Here is a 16,165-nt window from a genome sequence, read left to right as displayed (position 1 = left end):
GGGCATCACTGGGAGTCCCCTTCCTCCGGCGGCTGGTGTCCGGGGAAGCGCGGCTCCGCCCGGAACGACGGCGGCTCCCCGGCGGCGCGGCGGGCCAGCTCGTCCTCCCACATCTTGAAGGTGCGCTCGCGAAGTGCCTGGATCAAGGCCAGTTCCTGCGGCTGTACCCGGCGGTCTTCTCGCCTGGCCTGGTCGTACAGGCCGTCGATGGTCTCGTAGAGCGCGAAGATCGGGCCACTGCCCTTGAGGTAACGCGCACGGGCGAATTCGGTCTCCTGCACGAACTTCTGCTCGGGCACCTTGCTGATATCCGAACTCGCCATCGCCCACATGACCTCGCGGACGAATTCCGGCCTTTCGTCGAACTCGCCGGAGCGCACGTTGAGGAGGTACCCGGTGAGACCGCCGTCGGACGTTGATTCGACGCGGTAGGTCTTCCCGAAGTACGTGTAGAAGGACGGGGTTTGGATCACGTGCTCTCCTCAGGCGGCAGGCCTCGGCGAAGACCGTCCATGAACTTCTCCCGGACCCTGTCCATCAGTGCGGCGTCCAGCATGGCCTGTTCCGGGGTCAACGTCTTCTTGCTGTTCTCGTCCACCGTCCGGTTGTACGTCGGGAAGTCGCGGCGGACCTCGTACAAGGCGTGTTCGTAGGCCGAGACGGTGTCGATATGACGCAGGTGCAGCCGCAGCTCGGCGACGTGCCCGTTCGGCAGCCGGACGTTCATCTGCAGATCGCGGTAACCGCTGTCCTGCGGATTCGCGAACCGGTCGGTGAAACTGACGATTTCGAGATCCGGATCGGCCATCACCGCGTTCAACGCGTTGTAGACGTCGGCGAGGGTGTCGAACTGGATCTTCGCCCCCACGAGGTCCGTCAGCAGGGAAGCGTCGCCGTCGTACTTGTCGATCTTCGCACGGGCGCGATCGTCGTCCTTGACACCCGGACGGCCATCGGCGTGCCCGTCGTTCTCACTCGCGATGCGTTCGGCGATCAAGTTGAGATCGCCTTGATTCTGAGGCCAGGCCTCCCGCTCGGCGGCGAGGAACTCGTCGATCCTCGCCGGGTCGCCGATGTGCTCGGGAGGGAAGCCGGCGTGGACGCGGTGGTCCGGATCCGAGTTGGCCGCGATCTGCGCCGCGGCTTCCCCGGCGTCCCGCTGTTCCCGCGTCAGCGGGGTGTCGCCGGGTCCCTCCTGGTGGACGTCGTCGATGATCTGGAAGCCGCGCTCCTCGACGTCACGCAAGGCGTCTTCGAGGATCGGGATGGCTTCCGGATGCAGCAGCAGGCTGCCGAGGGTCATCGGGTTGTTCAGCAGCGAAGCCCGCAGGTACGCGTTGTCCGGGTTCTCCATCAGCCGGACGAGTTCCGGATGCCCCGGCAGGTGATCGCGGATGAAGTCCCGCATCGGCCCGACGTCGTGCTTGACCCCGTCGTGGTCCTCGTAGACGGCCCGCTTCTGGTCGGGATCCAGCCCGTCGACGTGCGCGGCGACCTCGGGATCGTTCAGGAACCGCTCGACCTCGGCGCGGACCGCCGGGTCGACGTTCTCGGGCTTCCGGGGCAGATCTGGCTGGTCCGGCTGGTCTGGCTGGCCTGGCTGATCGCCGTCACGCGCCATGCCGTAGCCACCGTCGTGTGCCGGGGTCACGATCGGACGGCCGTCCGGCCCGATCCGCGACGGCTGCACGTCCGGCGTGTCTTCCCGCGCGTAAGCGATGCGTGGGTCGACAGGCTGGTCCGGCCGGGCGAAGGCGATCCGCGGGTCGACGGGCCGCGTCGAAGCGGTGTCGGTCTGCGTGGTGTGGGCGTCGGCATGCTCGCCGGAATGCTGACCGGTGTGTGCTGACGGCGCTTCCGGGACACCGACGTGCATCAACCGCATGCTCAGCGGCGGATGCGGCAGGTTCATCAGCGCACCCGACTGCGGGTCGATGAACGCGACGCCGTCCCGGGTGTTCACCACCATGGCGACGTGGCCACGCTCGACGCCGTTCTCGTCGAGGTACTTCACCGCGACGACCGCGTGGTGGTCGGTCGGCATGTCCCGCATCTCACGGATGACGGTGTCGTAGTCGGCGCGATCGGAGAACTGGCCGCCGAACCGCTCTTCGACATGCTCCAGCGTGCCCCGGCTGTCCATCTCGTGCATGAGCAGCGGGTCGGCCGTGGAGTCGATGCCGTTCAGCCGGTCCATGTAGGCGCCCGGCGTGCGGGTGCAGTTGGACCGGTAGCCGTTCTCCAGCGCGTCCGGGTCGTTGAAATGCGGGTTGACCTCGCCGAGCCGCGGATGCCGGTCGCGGATGTACGCGGCCTGCTGTTCCGGGCTCGCCGAACCGGCGTGGATGGCGGGTTCGGCCGGCGGGTTCGTCGCGACCGCCATGGCCGAGAAGTCCCGCTCGGACGTCGGCAGCTCCGGCGTCTGGTCGCCGTGGTCATGGGACGGCTGCTCGCCGTACTCGGGACCCTGGTCGGAGCCCGCGACGCCGTGGCCTGCCGGGTTCTCCGTGGTGATCGGCGGGGTCTGGGGTTCGTCGAAGCCGCCGAGGCGCGCCATCGACCGTTCCTGCGCGAGACGCGCGAGTTCGGGTGCCTCCGCGGTGTGCCGGGCCCGCCGTTCGTCCATCTTCTGCTTGGCGGTGTCGGCGTCGAGGTAACGCGGGTCGCCGGGAGTGACCTCTTCGGCGACGATGACCCACTTCGGCCGGTCGACCAGCGGCGGAGTCTTGAACTCCTTGCTGTGCACGTAAAGCTGCGTCGCCGGCTTGCTGATCGCCTCGTTCTCGCCCGGGTTCTCGGCGAGCGACGAAACGTCCTTCGCCGTCTTCGTGACGAGGTGGATCTCGACGTCTTGGCCGAACTTCGACTTCGTGTCGGGCGACGTCTTGATGGTGGAGCTGGTCATCGTCGGTTCGGGGACGGTCTGGCCCGGCTCGTAATGCGCCGCCATGATCCCGGCGGCCCGCAGGTCGCCCTTGGTGTCGATACCGCGGATGGCCTCGCCGTGGAAGTCCGGCAGTTCATGCAGTGCGCCGACGATCGCCCGGGTGCTGCGCTGGGCGTTCTCGAAGTCGGGGTGGGACTCGCCCCCGCGGTTCGCCTCGTTGATCGGGAAGGCGTGCTCGCGCGAGTACGAGTAGATCGCCTCGGCGCTTTCGGGCGAGACGCGGTCCTTGAGCGGGCTCGCTTCGAGCCGCTGTAGTGCCTTCGCGCGGGCCTGGTCGGCGAGTTCGTCGTTGCCGAAGCGGTCACGAAGGCTCTTGTGGTCTTCGGGCGAACCGCGGAAATCGGTGTCGTTGACGTAGCTCTCGTCGATCCGCGCAGGCGCCTCTTCGGTGCCCTTGAGCCGCTCGCCGATGTCGGGTTCGGTACTGGGCGCCTGCTGGTCGTCGGCCCGATCCGGTGGCGGCTCGTCGTCGCCGAGCAGTCGTTCGGCAGCCGACTTGGGTTGCTCGGGCGCGTGGGAATCCGCAGGCGTTTCGGACGTGTGGGAGGGCGCTTCCGGCGTGTGGGCGTGCGGAGCGTCTCCGCCACCCATCGGCATCGCCTTGATCGACGTCGGATTGTCGGGCAGCGTCGCGAGCCGCCCGGTCATCGGGTCGGCGAAGACCACGCCGTGCGGTGTGTTGACCGCGGCGACGATCCGCGTCTCGATCCGGTCCTTGGACCGCGGCGAACCCTCCGGCGCGTTCGGGTCGCCGGCCGCGTGGTGCTCGAACGCCACCGCCGTCCGCGCGCCGACCGGACGTTCACCCAGGTCACGGGCGATATCGCCGAAGCCGTTCTGCTCCGACCACTGCCCGCCGAGCCGGTCGCCGACGTGCTGCAACGGTGAACCACCGGTCGACGGCCCGGCGACGGCGTCGCCCCCGTTCATCCGGTTCTCGAACGCGACCAGCGCCTCGGCGGAGTTCGTCTGGTAGCCGTCCTTCCACGATTCGGGTGCGTAGTAGTTGCGGGTGTTGGCTTCGCCGATCGCGGGCAGCTCGTCCATGACCAGGCGGACCTGCTGGTGCGGCGTATCGGTGGAACCGGCGTGGATGACCGGCGTCCCGCCGTCTTCGAGCGGCTTCGCCAGTTCCGACCAGCCGCCGTCGGGAGCGTGTTCCTTCGGCTTGACGATCTCGCGGACCGGGGCGTCGGCGGGAACATCGACGAAGTTGCCGTTGCCGTCGGCCAGTTTGGTCTCGAAGCCCGCGAAGTTGTTCTGGAACAGCTCCGGCCGATCGCGGCGCAGCTGGGCGTCGCGATCGGCCTCTTCCTGGGCCAGCCGGTCCTTCTCGGCGTTGTTGTGCTCGCGCCGCTCCGCGACCTTCTGGTCGACCTCGTCCGGGCTGAGGTGGCCGTCGTCGCCGGGGACGACCTCCTCGCATTCGACGATCCACTTCGGGAGATCGTTGATCGAGCCGTCGTCCAGCCGCGACTTGTAGCCGGGGTGATCGGGATGCCCGGGACCCATTTTGACGTCGGTGACGCGCAGCTGCGTCGCCGACTTCATCAGCACCTCGCGCTCGTCCTTCCTGGAGGCGAGGTCCTCGATATGCCGTCCGGTCTTCGACTGGATGCGCATCTCGACTTCGCCGGGGAAGGTGCTGCGCGGATGGTCGGGGGTGACCCGCGACGTGCTCAGCATCTGCGGATCGCACAGGAGCCGGCCCTTGGCGTGCGCTTCGAGGAAGCCCCGGATGGCGCTCTCGTTGCCGTGGAAGTCCACCCGCCGCGACACAACACCCTCGTAGGCGGGCATTTCGTTGAGGCCGGAGGTGATCGCCTCGATATGCGGCCGGAGCGCGTCCAGCTCCGGACCACCGTGGCGCTGGGCGTGAGTGATCGCCTCGGCCATGTCGGTACGCGTGTAGCTGTGTACCGCGTACGCGCCCTGATCCGACATGTCCCGCACACGCTGGTCTTCGTGCGCGTCGCGTTTCGCGAGACCTTCGCGGCGGACCTGCTCGCTCCGCGCTTCCCCGGTCTCGGCGTCGAAACCACGTTTGTCGATCTGCGTTTCGGCGAGTGCGCGGTAGGCCGCGGGGTCGTCCGTGCGGAAGTCCGGATCCGTCAGGTACCGCTCGTCGGACGGCGAGCCGGTGTCGTCGGCGGGCTTGTTCTCGGGCGTGACGTCCTTGGGTGCCTCGGTGTCGTGAGGTGCCTCGAAATCCTTGGGTGCCTCGGTGTCCCTGGGTGCGCCGGTGTCCTTGGGGAGATCCGTGTCCTTGGGCAGGTTCGCGGCGTGGTCCTGGGGTGCCTGCTGCGGCGTGTGGTCCCGCATGGGCTGGACCGGGGTCTGCTGCTGCGGCGTCCGGTCCTGTGGCGTGCGCTCCTGCGGGCCGGGGTGCCCGTCCTGGCCAGGGCGCGGTGCCGGGACCTGCGGCGGACGTTGCGGCTGCTGGCCACCGAAACGCGGCGGCTCGCCACCGGGCGGCATCGGACGGCCGGGCTGCTGCCCCGGATGCCGCGACGGCTGTCCGGGATGCACTGGCGGAGGCGGCGGCACGGGACCGCGGTTGCCCGGGAACTGGCCGTTACCCGGCTGCTGGGGCCGCGGCGGAGGCGGCGGGTAGCCGGCCGGACCACGGTTTTGGCCAGGATGCTGCCCTGGCGGAGGCGTCTGCGGACGCGGCGGGACACCGCCGTGCCGGCCGGGAGGTCCCTGAGGCGGCCTGCCTTGGTAACCCTGGGGCGGCTGGTGTGGTTGCGGCGGCCGCCGGCCGGGCGGGCCCTGGGGCGGTGGCTGCTGAGGACGTTGCTGGGGTCGCTCCGGCGGCCCGCCCATCCGACGATCCTGCGGATGCCCGCCGTTGCCCGGATGCTGGGGCGGCGGCTGCGATCCGAGTGGACGCGGCCCTTGAAGTGGAGGTCCCTGTGGCGGCCCCTGCGGTCCGCGTGCGGGCAGGGGTCCTTGCCCGCCACCCTGAGGCGGCGGCGGAGGCGCGAAACCACCGGGCGGCGGAGGCGGCGGCTGCATTGGCTGGCCCTGGAAGGGCTGCTGCTGGTCGAAACGCGGTTGCTGCGGCCCGCCGTTACCGGCGAGACCGGCTGCCTGGACACCGTCGTGCGGCCGGTTCGGCTGTCCGCCACCCGGCGGGAAACCACCGGGTGCGGGGCCGTTGCCGGACGGGTTCCCGCCGGGCGCCATGCCATAGCCACCCGTCGAGGCGGACGTGCTCGGACCCGAGTTAGACGCCATGCCGTACCCACCGGAGGACGACCCGCCCGAACTCGACGGCGCACCCGTCGAGGCGGGAGCGCCACCGGAGGAGGAAGGCGCACCGGTCGAAGCGGGCCCACCTGTCGAGGAAGGAGTGCCGGTGGAAACAGGCGCGCCAGTCGACGAGGGCGCACCGGAGGAAGCGGGCGCACCGGATGAGGCGGCGGGCGGCATCCCACTGGATTGCGCGGGACTCGACGTCGGTCCCTGCGAATGGCCGGGCGCGGGACCCGAAGCCGATGTCTGTGCCGGGCTCGAAGCCGGTGCCTGTCCTGCTGACGCCGGTGCTGCTGCTGGCGCTGGCGCTGGCGCCGGTGCTGCTGGCGTCGCCGCCGCTGGTGCCTGCTGCTGATTCGCCGCCGCGGCCTGCTGCTGACCCGAACCGGCGCCGTTGTCCGCGGCCGCGTTGTGGGTCTGCACCGGGGAAGCCGCGCGCTGACCGTCACCGACGTTCGAGGGAGCGTCCGCCGGACGCTGCGGAGCCTCCGTCGACGACTGGCTGACCCGATCCCCGTCCGTCGCGCGCTGCGGTGCTCCCTCGGAACTCGCCGTCCGCGACTCGGAAGAACCGCCACTAGAGGACGAATCGCGAGGCGGCGAAGAATCGCCACTAGAGGACGAATTGCGATCAGAAGACGAGTCACTGTCCGAAGTGGACCGTGACGAGGTGTCCGAAGACGAGTCCGAACGCGAAGAGTCCGAAGACGAAGAGCGCGAAGAAGAATTCGAAGAAGAACCCGAGTCCCCATCATCGACATCAGGTGTCGGAGGACCGTCCCCCGCCCCCGAGGGACCAGGCGTGTTCGCGGTCCGGATGTCGCCGATCTGGCTCTTCGCCCCGTCGACGCCACCGCCGACAGCGCCGCCGGACGCGCCCATCAGGACGTCCTTGGCGGAAAGCTTGTCCAGGTCACCGGTGACGGCGGCCTGCCCGACCGTGCTCGCGACGCCTTCGGCCGCGCCCCGTACGGCACCGCGTGCGGCGCTGTCGACGATCTGGCCGCCGACGCTGTCGGAAAGTCCCTTGGTGGCGCCCTTGCCGATGCTGCCGCTGCCCGCGCCGACGACCCCGTCGACGGCGCCGCTGATCGCGGAATCCTTGGTCTTGCTGAAATCCCAGCTGTCGCGGTCGCCCTTGGCCATCTGCAGGCCCTGGATACCCGCGTCCATGGCGAGGTTCATCGCCGTGTTCTGCAGGACCTCTTTGCCGATCTTCTTCAGGCCCTCCTTGAGAAGCTTCTCGAGGAGTTCCTTCGCGACCTTCTTGAAGCCTTCCTGCGCGAGCTTCTGCATCAGCTGCCGGAACATCATCTGGACGGTCATGCGGGTGGCGATCTGCGCCGGCGCGATACCGGCCGTCGAGCCACCGAAGGTCACCGCGGCCGCGGCGATCATCGCGACGATCTGCGCCGCCAGGATCACCAGCGAAATGATGATCATGTACTTGGTGTACTCGACGTCCAGCGCGGTCGCGTTGCACGAGTCGCCGAGAGCCTTCGAAGAATCGGAGAGGGACTTGAAGTACGCCTCGTCGCCTTCGACGAACTTCTTCCATGCCTCAGCGAACTTCTCCGCGCCTTCGCCGGTCCAGCCGCCGAGGATCTCGGTGGCGCCCTTGGTCGCGGTGTCGGCGATCGGCTGCACGGCTTTCGACGCGTTGTGCCAGGCGTCGCGTAGTTCGCGAAGCTTGTCCTCATCGCCTTCTGGCCAGCTTTCGCCGACGACGATCGGCAAGAGCCACTTGACCGCGTCGGGCATTTCCATACCCACGGCGTTAGCCCTTCTTGTCCAGCGTCGTCTTGATCTCTTCTTCGGCGTTCTTGAACGCGGTCATCGACCGTTCGACGTTGTGCTGCATCCCCCGCAGCGCCTCGACGATGTTCGCGAACCCTTCTGACGAGCCCTGCGCGCCCGGCTCGTAGTCCTTCGCGAACTCCTTGCCGGCGTCGTCGCTCCCCCAGCACTGGCCGAGTGAGTTGAGCGCGGCCATCAGTTCTTTGCCCGCGTCGTCGAGCTGGTCCGCGGCGACTCCCAGTTTGGCCGCGGCCGTGAGGACCCCGTCCGGATCCGCGGTGAATCCGCCACCGCCACCCCCGCTCGTCATCAGACGCCCCTGGTCAGCCAGCTCGAAGGAGGCTCTTCCTCATTGTCGTCCTGACGCACGCGTTTCGGGATCGGTTTCGGCGTCGGCGGCGGCGCGGGTGGGGCAGGCGGCACCGGCGGAGGCGGCGGGGCCGCGTCGTTACGCAGCAACGGGTCTTCGAAGTCTTCGTCGGACTTGCCCGGCTCGGCCTGCTCTTCCTCTTCGGCGAGGAAGTCCGGGATCGACGGCATCAGCCCTTGCAGTGACGGCGCGCCATCGATGAGGTCCGAAAGATCCGGCAGCCCTTCCGTGATCGGAGCCATCAGATCGGCGACCTGCTGCTTGACCTGCAACGATCCCTGGCGGACCAGGGCAAGCACGGTGTTGGCCAGCTGTGCGGGAGTGGTCCGCTCGAAGGTGTTCGGCTGGATCTCCAGCTTGCTCAGCGTGCCGGTGGCGTCGATGGTGGCGCGGACGAGGCCGTCCTGCGAGACCACCGTCGCGGCCAGCTGCGACGCGGCGTCCTGCGCCTCCCGGAGTTGGGCCGTCTGCCGCTCGAACTGTTCGAGCAGCGTGTCGACCTGGTCCTTCATGGCGGCATTGCGCGCTTCGAGGCGTGCGCTGTCGTCGCCGGCCGTAGTCACCTGAGCCCCCGGAGGTTCTTGATCCCCGGGCATACGCCACCCGGTGTCGGTAAGCGTCACCCTAATGCCATGGGAGGAGCCGCATCGCCTCTTCGCCGTTTTCGGACCGTCCCAGTACGCGGAGAACCGGGTGAACAGCAGACGGCGGAAGTCGCGATCGCGGACGAACGCCCTGGTGGGCGCTGGTGGGCTGGTTGTCACGCGAGAAGGCGGCCGGTGCGCTTTAGGGTCGCCTCTCGGCGGCTATGCGCAGTGTGGCTCCAGCCGGACGGTATTCCACAAAGGCGGTTCTTCAGTGAGCCCGGGGGACACGGAAAGCGCACCGACCTGGAGTGTCCAACGGTGCTCGTGATGCTCTTGTTCCCTGGCCGGACGATTTGTCTCCGCTCGAAGTGGGATCATGGCTGACGTGCCAGCGGACGCCGAGGTAGAACCGGGAACGCTCCTGGTCGCCGCCCCCACGATGTTCGATCCCCATTTCCGGCGGACCGTCGTGTTCGTCATCGATCACCGGGACGAGGGAACGCTCGGTGTCGTACTCAACCGGCCGAGTGACGTTCCGGTGTACGACGTGCTGCCCAACTGGGGCGGGCACGTCGCCGAACCGCAGTCGGTGTTCGTCGGCGGGCCGGTGGAGAAGAAGACCGCCTTGTGCCTTGCCGCCCTGCGGACCGGCGAGACGGCGTCGAGTGTGCCCGGTGTGATCGCCGTGCGCGGCCCGGTCGCACTGGTCGACCTCGACACCGATCCCGAGGCCCTGGTCCCGAAGGTCCGTGGCGTGCGGGTTTTCGCCGGGTACGCGGGCTGGGATTCCGGGCAGCTGGCGAACGAGATCGAACGCGACGACTGGATCATCGTCCCGGCGCTGCCCAGCGACGTCCTCGCCTCGCCGCACCACGACCTCTGGGGTCAAGTGCTGCGCCGCCAGGGCATCCCGCTGGCGCTGCTGGCCACCCACCCTGGCGACCTTCAACGCAACTGAGCACGCGAGTCACGCGGTGGCGGTGTCGGCCTTCTTGAAGACACCGCAGGTCCCGCAGGCGCAGCCACTGCATCCGGCCGGTGCCTCCGGCGCGGCGGGCTCGGGCGCGGGCACCGTCGCGGCGGCGCGGTTGCCGAGCACTCCCCCGGTCGCGACCAGCGCGATCATCCCGAGCACGCCGACGAACGAGGCCAGCAGGAGCCCGAACGTCGTCGGCATGGCCAGCGCGGCGGCACCAGCGAGCACGGCGATCACGCCGCCTGCCAGCGTCGGGAGCCCGGCGACCTTGTTGCCGAGGCGGAAGGCGTCTTCGCTGAGCATCGTGGCGGCGGTGCGCACGCCGGCGCCACGCTCACGCGGCAGCTTCTCACGCAGGCCGAGGAATCCTCCCCAGCCGACGAGGACACCCAGCACGATCGGGACCAGCGCTATGACGAACACTCCACGAGGATAAGCGTGATGTTCCGGCAACCTGCCGGATACCCTGATCGACTGTGCTACAGGCCATGTCACGCCGAGTCCTCGCAGCCGCCCTGATCGGGGCCGTTCCCCTCACCCTGATGGCGGCTCCGGCCGCCCAAGCCGAGCACCGTCCGTTGCGGTTGATCGGTGAACAGACCGTCCCGAACTTCCTGCCCTACGACGGCACCATCGTCGGTGGCCTGTCCAGCATCGACTTCGATCCGCGCACCGGCGAGTACGCGCTGATCTGCGACGACCGGTCCGCCATCAACCCGGCCCGGTTCTACACGGCGAAGTTCTCCCTGGACGCGAAGGGACTCGGCCCGGTCACCTTCACCGGCACCAAGCCGCTCCTGCGGCCCGACGGCACGACCTACCCGCCGCTCGCCAAGAACGACCCCTCGCGGCCGCAGAACATGCGGACCGTCGACCCCGAAGAACTCCGCGTCGACCCGTGGACCGGGCACTACCTCTGGTCGCAGGAGGGCGAGCGGTCCGCCGCCGCGCTGATCGACCCGTCGATCCGCGAGGCGAAGCGCGACGGCGCCTACGTCCGCGACCTGCCGATCCCGGCCAACGAGAAGATGACCGAGACCGCCGGGCCCCGGCAGAACCTCGTCCTCGAAGGCCTCACCTTCGCCGGTTTCGGCTCGCTTGTCGCCAGTTCGGTCGAGGGACCGCTGCTGCAGGACGGCCCGGAGCCGACTCCCACCTCGGGCGCCCTTTCCCGCATCACACTGCAGTCGCGCTTCGGGCCGGTGCTCGCGCAGTACGCGTACCCGCAGGAGAGGGTCTTCGCGTCACCGAACCCACCCGGCGCGTTCGCGACCACCGGCGTCTCGTCGCTGCTGGCCGTCGACCAGGCCGACCCGACGCGCTATCTCGTCATGGAACGCGCGTTCGTCACCGGCGTCGGCAACAAGATCCGCGTCTACGAAATCGACACCAAGGGCGCCACGAACATCGCGAAAACACCGTCGCTGTCGGCCGCGAAGGACGTCAAACCGGTCAAAAAGCGCCTGCTCGCCGACCTCGCGGACTTCAAGTTGTCCACTGTGGACAACGTCGAGGGGATGACATGGGGGCCGCGTCTCCCGAACGGCGAGCGCAGTCTCGTGCTCGTCAGCGACAACAACTTCTCCGCCACGCAGGTGACCCAGTTCATCGCACTGGCGGTCCCCTCGGAACGGCTTTGACCAGCGGGTTAAACTAGCCCCATGAACATGGCTCGGCTGCTCCTTGGCCTGCCGCGCTGACCTTGGCCGATCGGCCGGGACCAGCGCGGCGACCCCTCATGCCCTCCGGGCTGAGGGGTCGAGTTGTTTCTGGAGTGGCTTGACGTGGATGAGCACGGAGGATCGATGAACCAGGCGAGCGAAGCGCCCAGCGGCGCCGACGCCGCCCCTCAGCACCGCTACACCGCGGAGCTGGCGGGCCAGATCGAGCAGCGCTGGCAGGACTACTGGTCCGACCACGGCACCTACCACGCGCCGAACCCGGTCGGCCCCCTCGCGGACGAGAGCGGTGAGGTCCCCTCGGACAAGCTGTTCGTCCAGGACATGTTCCCGTACCCGTCGGGTGCGGGCCTGCATGTCGGGCACCCGCTCGGCTTCATCGCGACCGACGTCTTCGCGCGGTACCACCGGATGATCGGCCGGAACGTGCTGCACACGATGGGCTTCGACGCCTTCGGCCTGCCTGCCGAGCAGTACGCGGTGCGCACCGGCCAGCATCCGGCGAAGACCACCGACGAAAACATCACGACCTACCTGCGCCAGTTGCGCAGTCTGGGCCTCGGGCACGACGACCGGCGCCGGATCCGCACCACCGATCCGGAGTACTACCGCTGGACCCAGTGGATCTTCCTGCAGATCTTCAACTCCTACTACGACGAGAAGGCCGGTAAGGCCCGCCCGATCGTCGACCTGGAGACCGAATACGCGCAGGACAAACGCCGCACGCCCGACGGCCGCAACTGGTGCGAGCTGACCCGCGCCGAGCAACTGGAGATCATCGACTCGCATCGCCTGGTCTACTTCTCCGAGGCGCCGGTGAACTGGTGCCCCGGGCTGGGCACGGTGCTGTCGAACGAAGAGGTCACCTCCGACGGCCGCAGCGAGCGCGGCAATTTCCCGGTGTTCCGCCGCAATCTGCGGCAGTGGATGATGCGCATCACCGCTTACGCCGACAGGCTGATCGACGACCTGGATCTGCTGGACTGGCCGGAGAAGGTCAAGTCCATGCAGCGCAACTGGATCGGGCGCTCACACGGCGCCCAGGTCAAGTTCAAGGCCGGTGACCAGGAGATCGAGGTCTTCACCACCCGCCCGGACACGCTGTTCGGTGCGACCTACGTCGTCGTGGCGCCGGAGAACCCACTGGTCGAGAAGCTGACGGCGGCGACGTGGCCCGAAGGGGTCGACGCCAGGTGGACCGGCGAGGCCGCGACACCCGCCGAGGCGATCGCGGCCTACCGTGACGCCGCCTCGCGGAAGTCCGAATTGGACCGTCAGGAGAACAAGGAGAAGACCGGCGTCTTCACCGGCTCCTACGCGGTGAATCCGGCCGACGGCAAGGAAATCCCGGTCTTCGTCGCCGACTACGTCCTGATGGGCTACGGCACCGGCGCGATCATGGCCGTTCCGGGCCAGGACACCCGCGACTGGGAATTCGCCGAAAAGTTCGGCCTGGAGATCATCCGCACGGTCCAGCCGTCGAAAGGCTTCGGCGAGCTGGCGTTCACCGGCGACGGCCCCGCGATCAATTCTGGCTTCTTGGACGGGATGGGCGTCGGCGAAGCCAAGAAGACGATGATCGGCTGGCTGGAGGAGAACGGCCACGGCCGCGGCACCGTCCAGTACAAGCTGCGTGACTGGCTGTTCTCGCGCCAGCGTTACTGGGGCGAGCCGTTCCCGGTGGTCTACGACGAAGACGGCCAGGTCCACGCGCTGCCGGACAGCATGCTGCCGGTCGTACTGCCGGATGTCGCCGACTACTCGCCGGTGACCTTCGACCCGGAGGACAAGGACAGCATGCCGTCCTCTCCGCTGGCGCGTGCCACCGACTGGGTCGAGGTCGAACTGGACCTTGGCAACGGCAAGAAGACCTACCGCCGCGACATCAACACGATGCCGAACTGGGCGGGTTCGTGCTGGTACCAGCTGCGGTACGTGGACCCGGCCAACTCCGAGGTGTTCGTCGCCCCGGAGAACGAGGCGTACTGGGTCGGCCCGCGTCCCGCCGAGCACGGCGTCGACGACCCCGGTGGCACGGATCTGTACGTCGGCGGTGTCGAGCACGCGGTGCTGCACCTGCTGTACTCGCGGTTCTGGCACAAGGTGCTGTTCGACCTGGGCCACGTGTCGTCGAAGGAGCCGTACCGGAAGCTGTTCAACCAGGGCTACGTCCAGGCCTACGCCTACACCGATGCCCGCGGTGTCTACGTTCCGGCCGAGGACGTCGTGGAGAAGGACGGGAAGTTCTTCTATTCCGGCGAAGAGGTCAAGCAGGAATACGGGAAGATGGGGAAGACGCAGCGCAACGTCGTCACCCCGGACGAGATGTCCGCGAACTACGGCGCCGACACCTTCCGTTTCTACGAGATGTCCATGGGCCCGCTGGACGTTTCGCGGCCGTGGGCGACCAAGGATGTCGTTGGCGCGCAACGGTTCCTGCAGCGGCTCTGGCGCCTGGTCGTCGACGAGGGGTCCGGCGAGCTGCGAGTGTCTGCTCATGCTGCCACAGACGATGATCGCAAGCAGTTGCACAAGACGATCGCCGGCGTCCGCGAGGACTACTCGGAGATGCGGTTCAACACGTCCGGCGCGAAGCTGATCGAGCTGAACAACTACCTCACCAAGACCTACGGTGGTACCGAGGCGACGCCGCGTGAACTGGTGGAGCCGCTGGTGCTGATGCTGGCGCCGCTGGCCCCGCATCTGGCCGAGGAGCTGTGGAAGCGCTTGGGCCACGCGGATTCCCTGGTGCACGGGCCGTTCCCGGTCGTCGACGAGAAGTACCTGGTCGAGGACACCGTGGAGTACCCGATCCAGGTCAACGGCAAGGTGCGTTCGCGTGTCACCGTGCCCGCGGACGCGGCAAAGGACGCCGTGCAGGCCGCCGCGCTGGCCGACGAGAAGGTCGCCGCACTGGTCGGCGACGGCACGCCGCGCAAGGTGATCGTCGTTCCTGGGCGTTTGGTCAACATCGTCCTGTAGCACCATGACTGAATTGCGCCAGCGTCGAGGGTCATGAGGCGATTCGATGGAGTTGTTCAAGGACAACGAAATCGAACGGAGAACACCGCATGACCCTCGACGGCAAGGTGGCATTGGTGACCGGCGGCAGCCGCGGGATCGGTGCCGCCACGGCGATCCGGCTCGCCGAGGACGGCGCAGACGTCGCACTCACCTATCAGAACAACGCCGGACTCGCGGCAGACGTCGTGGACAAGATCAAGGCTCTCGGTCGCCGGGCGCTGGCGGTCCAGGCCGACAGCGCCGACGCCGCGGCGATCTCCTCGGCCGTCGAAACGGCGGTCGCCGAATTCGGCAGGCTCGACGTGCTGGTCAACAACGCGGGCGTCGGCTTCGTCGGCCCGCTCGACCAGACGAGCCTGGAGGACATCGACCGGGTGCTCGCGGTCAACGTCCGCGGCGTCTACGTCGCCACGCAGGCCGCGGCGCGGCACCTTGGCGACGGTGGCCGCGTGATCACCATCGGCAGCTGCGTTTCGGACCGCGTTCCCGGCCCCGGGATGTCGCTGTACGCGGTGAGCAAGACCGCGCTGCTCGGCCTGACCAAGGGCCTGGCAAGGGAACTCGGGCCGCGCGGCATCACCGTCAACATCGTGCACCCCGGCCCGACCGACACCGACCTGAACCCGGCCGACGGCCCGTACGCCGCCGACCAGCGGAGCATGACGGTGTTCGACCGCTACGGCTCGCCGTCCGAGGTCGCCGCCACGGTGTCGTTCCTCGCGCGGCCGGAGAGCAAGTACGTGACCGCGACGACTGTTTCGGTCGACGGCGGGCACGCGGCGTAGCTCAGTCGGCGGTCAGGCCGATCTCACGGGCGAGATCGGCCAGCATCGCGTCGAAGAGGACGTCCGGTTTCGAGAACGGGATCGGATAATTGCCGAAGACCTCGAGCGTGACGTGCCCGTAGAGCCGGGCCCAGAACTGGATCATCAGGTACGTCACGCCGAGGTCGAGCTTCTCCAGCGGGAACTCCTCCGCACCGGATTCCTTGAGCACGGCGAGAAGCTCGGCCTGGAACGCGGAGAGGTCGTCGCGCAGCTCGACCGGGACCACGTCGTTCGACGGCGTCACCAGGTCGTGCATCGCGAGGACACGCCCCGCCGCGGCGAGGAAGATCCGCCCGAACGGTTCGTCCAGCCTGCTCAACGTGCCGTCACCCGACGGCGACGCGAAGACCAGCGTGAATTCCTTGGTATGCGCCAGCGCCCAGCGCCGGAAGCCCTTACAGATGGCGAAAAGCTGAAGCGCGCCTTCGTCCGGCAGCTGCGCGATGTCCTCGGCGAGATCGGCCGCGAGATCCGCGACGACGTCTGCCCGCAGATGCTCGACCAGATCGTCGCGAGACCCGTAATAGCGGTACAACGCCGGTGCCGTGATGCCGAGCTCGCGTGCGATCGCCCGCAGCGTCACGGCCTCCGGGCCCTGCTCGACCAGGAGCGCCCGCGCCGTCCGGCGGATGTCCTGATCGGTCGCCGCCCGCTCGCGACCCCTGCGGCCGGTGTTGCTCATCCGGGCATTCTAGGTGGC

10 protein-coding genes are annotated in these 16,165 nt (G+C 68.4%); 4 read left to right on the top strand and 6 right to left on the bottom strand.

Features of this window, described 5'->3' with window-relative positions:
- Nucleotides 1-5: 5 nt before the first annotated feature.
- The 4 genes from AB0M65_RS04950 to AB0M65_RS04935 are packed head-to-tail and all read right to left on the bottom strand — an operon-like array spanning nucleotide 6 to nucleotide 8,935.
- On the bottom strand, nucleotides 6-473 hold the full coding sequence (locus tag AB0M65_RS04950) for a hypothetical protein (protein WP_364021536.1): 468 nt from the start codon (nucleotides 471-473) through the stop codon (nucleotides 6-8).
- Entirely contained in the window at nucleotides 470-7,966 is a 7,497-nt protein-coding gene (locus tag AB0M65_RS04945) for a toxin glutamine deamidase domain-containing protein (RefSeq protein ID WP_364021533.1), read from the bottom strand. The genes AB0M65_RS04950 and AB0M65_RS04945 overlap by 4 nt, the downstream gene beginning before the upstream one ends.
- 16 nt (nucleotides 7,967-7,982) lie before the next feature.
- The gene (locus tag AB0M65_RS04940) at nucleotides 7,983-8,312 is read right to left on the bottom strand and encodes a WXG100 family type VII secretion target (RefSeq protein WP_364021530.1); all 330 of its coding nucleotides are present in this window, start codon (nucleotides 8,310-8,312) and stop codon (nucleotides 7,983-7,985) included.
- The gene (locus tag AB0M65_RS04935; RefSeq protein WP_364021527.1) at nucleotides 8,312-8,935 is read right to left on the bottom strand and encodes a YbaB/EbfC family nucleoid-associated protein; all 624 of its coding nucleotides are present in this window, start codon (nucleotides 8,933-8,935) and stop codon (nucleotides 8,312-8,314) included. Before AB0M65_RS04935 ends, AB0M65_RS04940 begins: the two co-directional genes overlap by 1 nt.
- A 400-nt stretch (nucleotides 8,936-9,335) precedes the next feature.
- Here AB0M65_RS04935 and AB0M65_RS04930 point away from each other — a divergent pair, with 400 nt between their 5' ends.
- Nucleotides 9,336-9,917: a YqgE/AlgH family protein gene (locus AB0M65_RS04930; protein WP_364021524.1), complete on the top strand. Its 582-nt coding sequence runs from the start codon at nucleotides 9,336-9,338 to the stop codon at nucleotides 9,915-9,917.
- 9 nt (nucleotides 9,918-9,926) lie between these two features.
- On the opposite strand, the gene AB0M65_RS04925 is transcribed toward AB0M65_RS04930, so the two are convergent.
- Complete coding sequence (locus AB0M65_RS04925; protein ID WP_364021522.1) at nucleotides 9,927-10,358, bottom strand: SdpI family protein; 432 nt, start codon at nucleotides 10,356-10,358, stop codon at nucleotides 9,927-9,929.
- Nucleotides 10,359-10,423: 65 nt separating this feature from the next.
- On the opposite strand from AB0M65_RS04925, the gene AB0M65_RS04920 reads away from it, so the two are divergent.
- From AB0M65_RS04920 to AB0M65_RS04910, 3 genes are all read left to right on the top strand, one after another.
- Nucleotides 10,424-11,575, top strand: a complete 1,152-nt coding sequence (locus AB0M65_RS04920; RefSeq protein WP_364021519.1) for an esterase-like activity of phytase family protein — start codon at nucleotides 10,424-10,426, stop codon at nucleotides 11,573-11,575.
- A gap of 165 nt (nucleotides 11,576-11,740) precedes the next feature.
- The gene (gene leuS, locus AB0M65_RS04915; RefSeq protein WP_364021516.1) at nucleotides 11,741-14,596 is read left to right on the top strand and encodes a leucine--tRNA ligase; all 2,856 of its coding nucleotides are present in this window, start codon (nucleotides 11,741-11,743) and stop codon (nucleotides 14,594-14,596) included.
- A gap of 89 nt (nucleotides 14,597-14,685) precedes the next feature.
- Nucleotides 14,686-15,423 (top strand): 3-oxoacyl-ACP reductase family protein, encoded by a 738-nt coding sequence (locus AB0M65_RS04910; RefSeq protein ID WP_364021513.1) that lies wholly within the window; start codon nucleotides 14,686-14,688, stop codon nucleotides 15,421-15,423.
- A gap of 1 nt (nucleotide 15,424) precedes the next feature.
- Here AB0M65_RS04910 and AB0M65_RS04905 read toward each other — a convergent pair whose 3' ends face one another.
- Nucleotides 15,425-16,147, bottom strand: a complete 723-nt coding sequence (locus tag AB0M65_RS04905; RefSeq protein ID WP_364021510.1) for a TetR/AcrR family transcriptional regulator — start codon at nucleotides 16,145-16,147, stop codon at nucleotides 15,425-15,427.
- Nucleotides 16,148-16,165 lie beyond the last annotated feature (18 nt).

The sequence above is a fragment of the Amycolatopsis sp. NPDC051071 genome, from assembly GCF_040682875.1.
Lineage (GTDB): Bacteria > Actinomycetota > Actinomycetes > Mycobacteriales > Pseudonocardiaceae > Amycolatopsis.
The sequence above is the reverse complement of the archived record's forward strand: the minus strand, read 5'-3'. Positions and strand labels throughout refer to the sequence as shown.

Excerpts from the sequence above, each read along its gene's own strand:
- AB0M65_RS04945 (WP_364021533.1), bottom strand. The coding sequence starts at position 7,966 with ATGCCCGACGCGGTCAAGTGGCTCTTGCCGATCGTCGTCGGCGAAAGC.
- AB0M65_RS04940 (WP_364021530.1), bottom strand. The coding sequence starts at position 8,312 with ATGACGAGCGGGGGTGGCGGTGGCGGATTCACCGCGGATCCGGACGGG.
- AB0M65_RS04930 (WP_364021524.1), top strand. The coding sequence starts at position 9,336 with ATGGCTGACGTGCCAGCGGACGCCGAGGTAGAACCGGGAACGCTCCTG.
- AB0M65_RS04920 (WP_364021519.1), top strand. The coding sequence starts at position 10,424 with ATGTCACGCCGAGTCCTCGCAGCCGCCCTGATCGGGGCCGTTCCCCTC.
- leuS (WP_364021516.1), top strand. The coding sequence starts at position 11,741 with ATGAACCAGGCGAGCGAAGCGCCCAGCGGCGCCGACGCCGCCCCTCAG.
- AB0M65_RS04910 (WP_364021513.1), top strand. The coding sequence starts at position 14,686 with ATGACCCTCGACGGCAAGGTGGCATTGGTGACCGGCGGCAGCCGCGGG.
- AB0M65_RS04905 (WP_364021510.1), bottom strand. The coding sequence starts at position 16,147 with ATGAGCAACACCGGCCGCAGGGGTCGCGAGCGGGCGGCGACCGATCAG.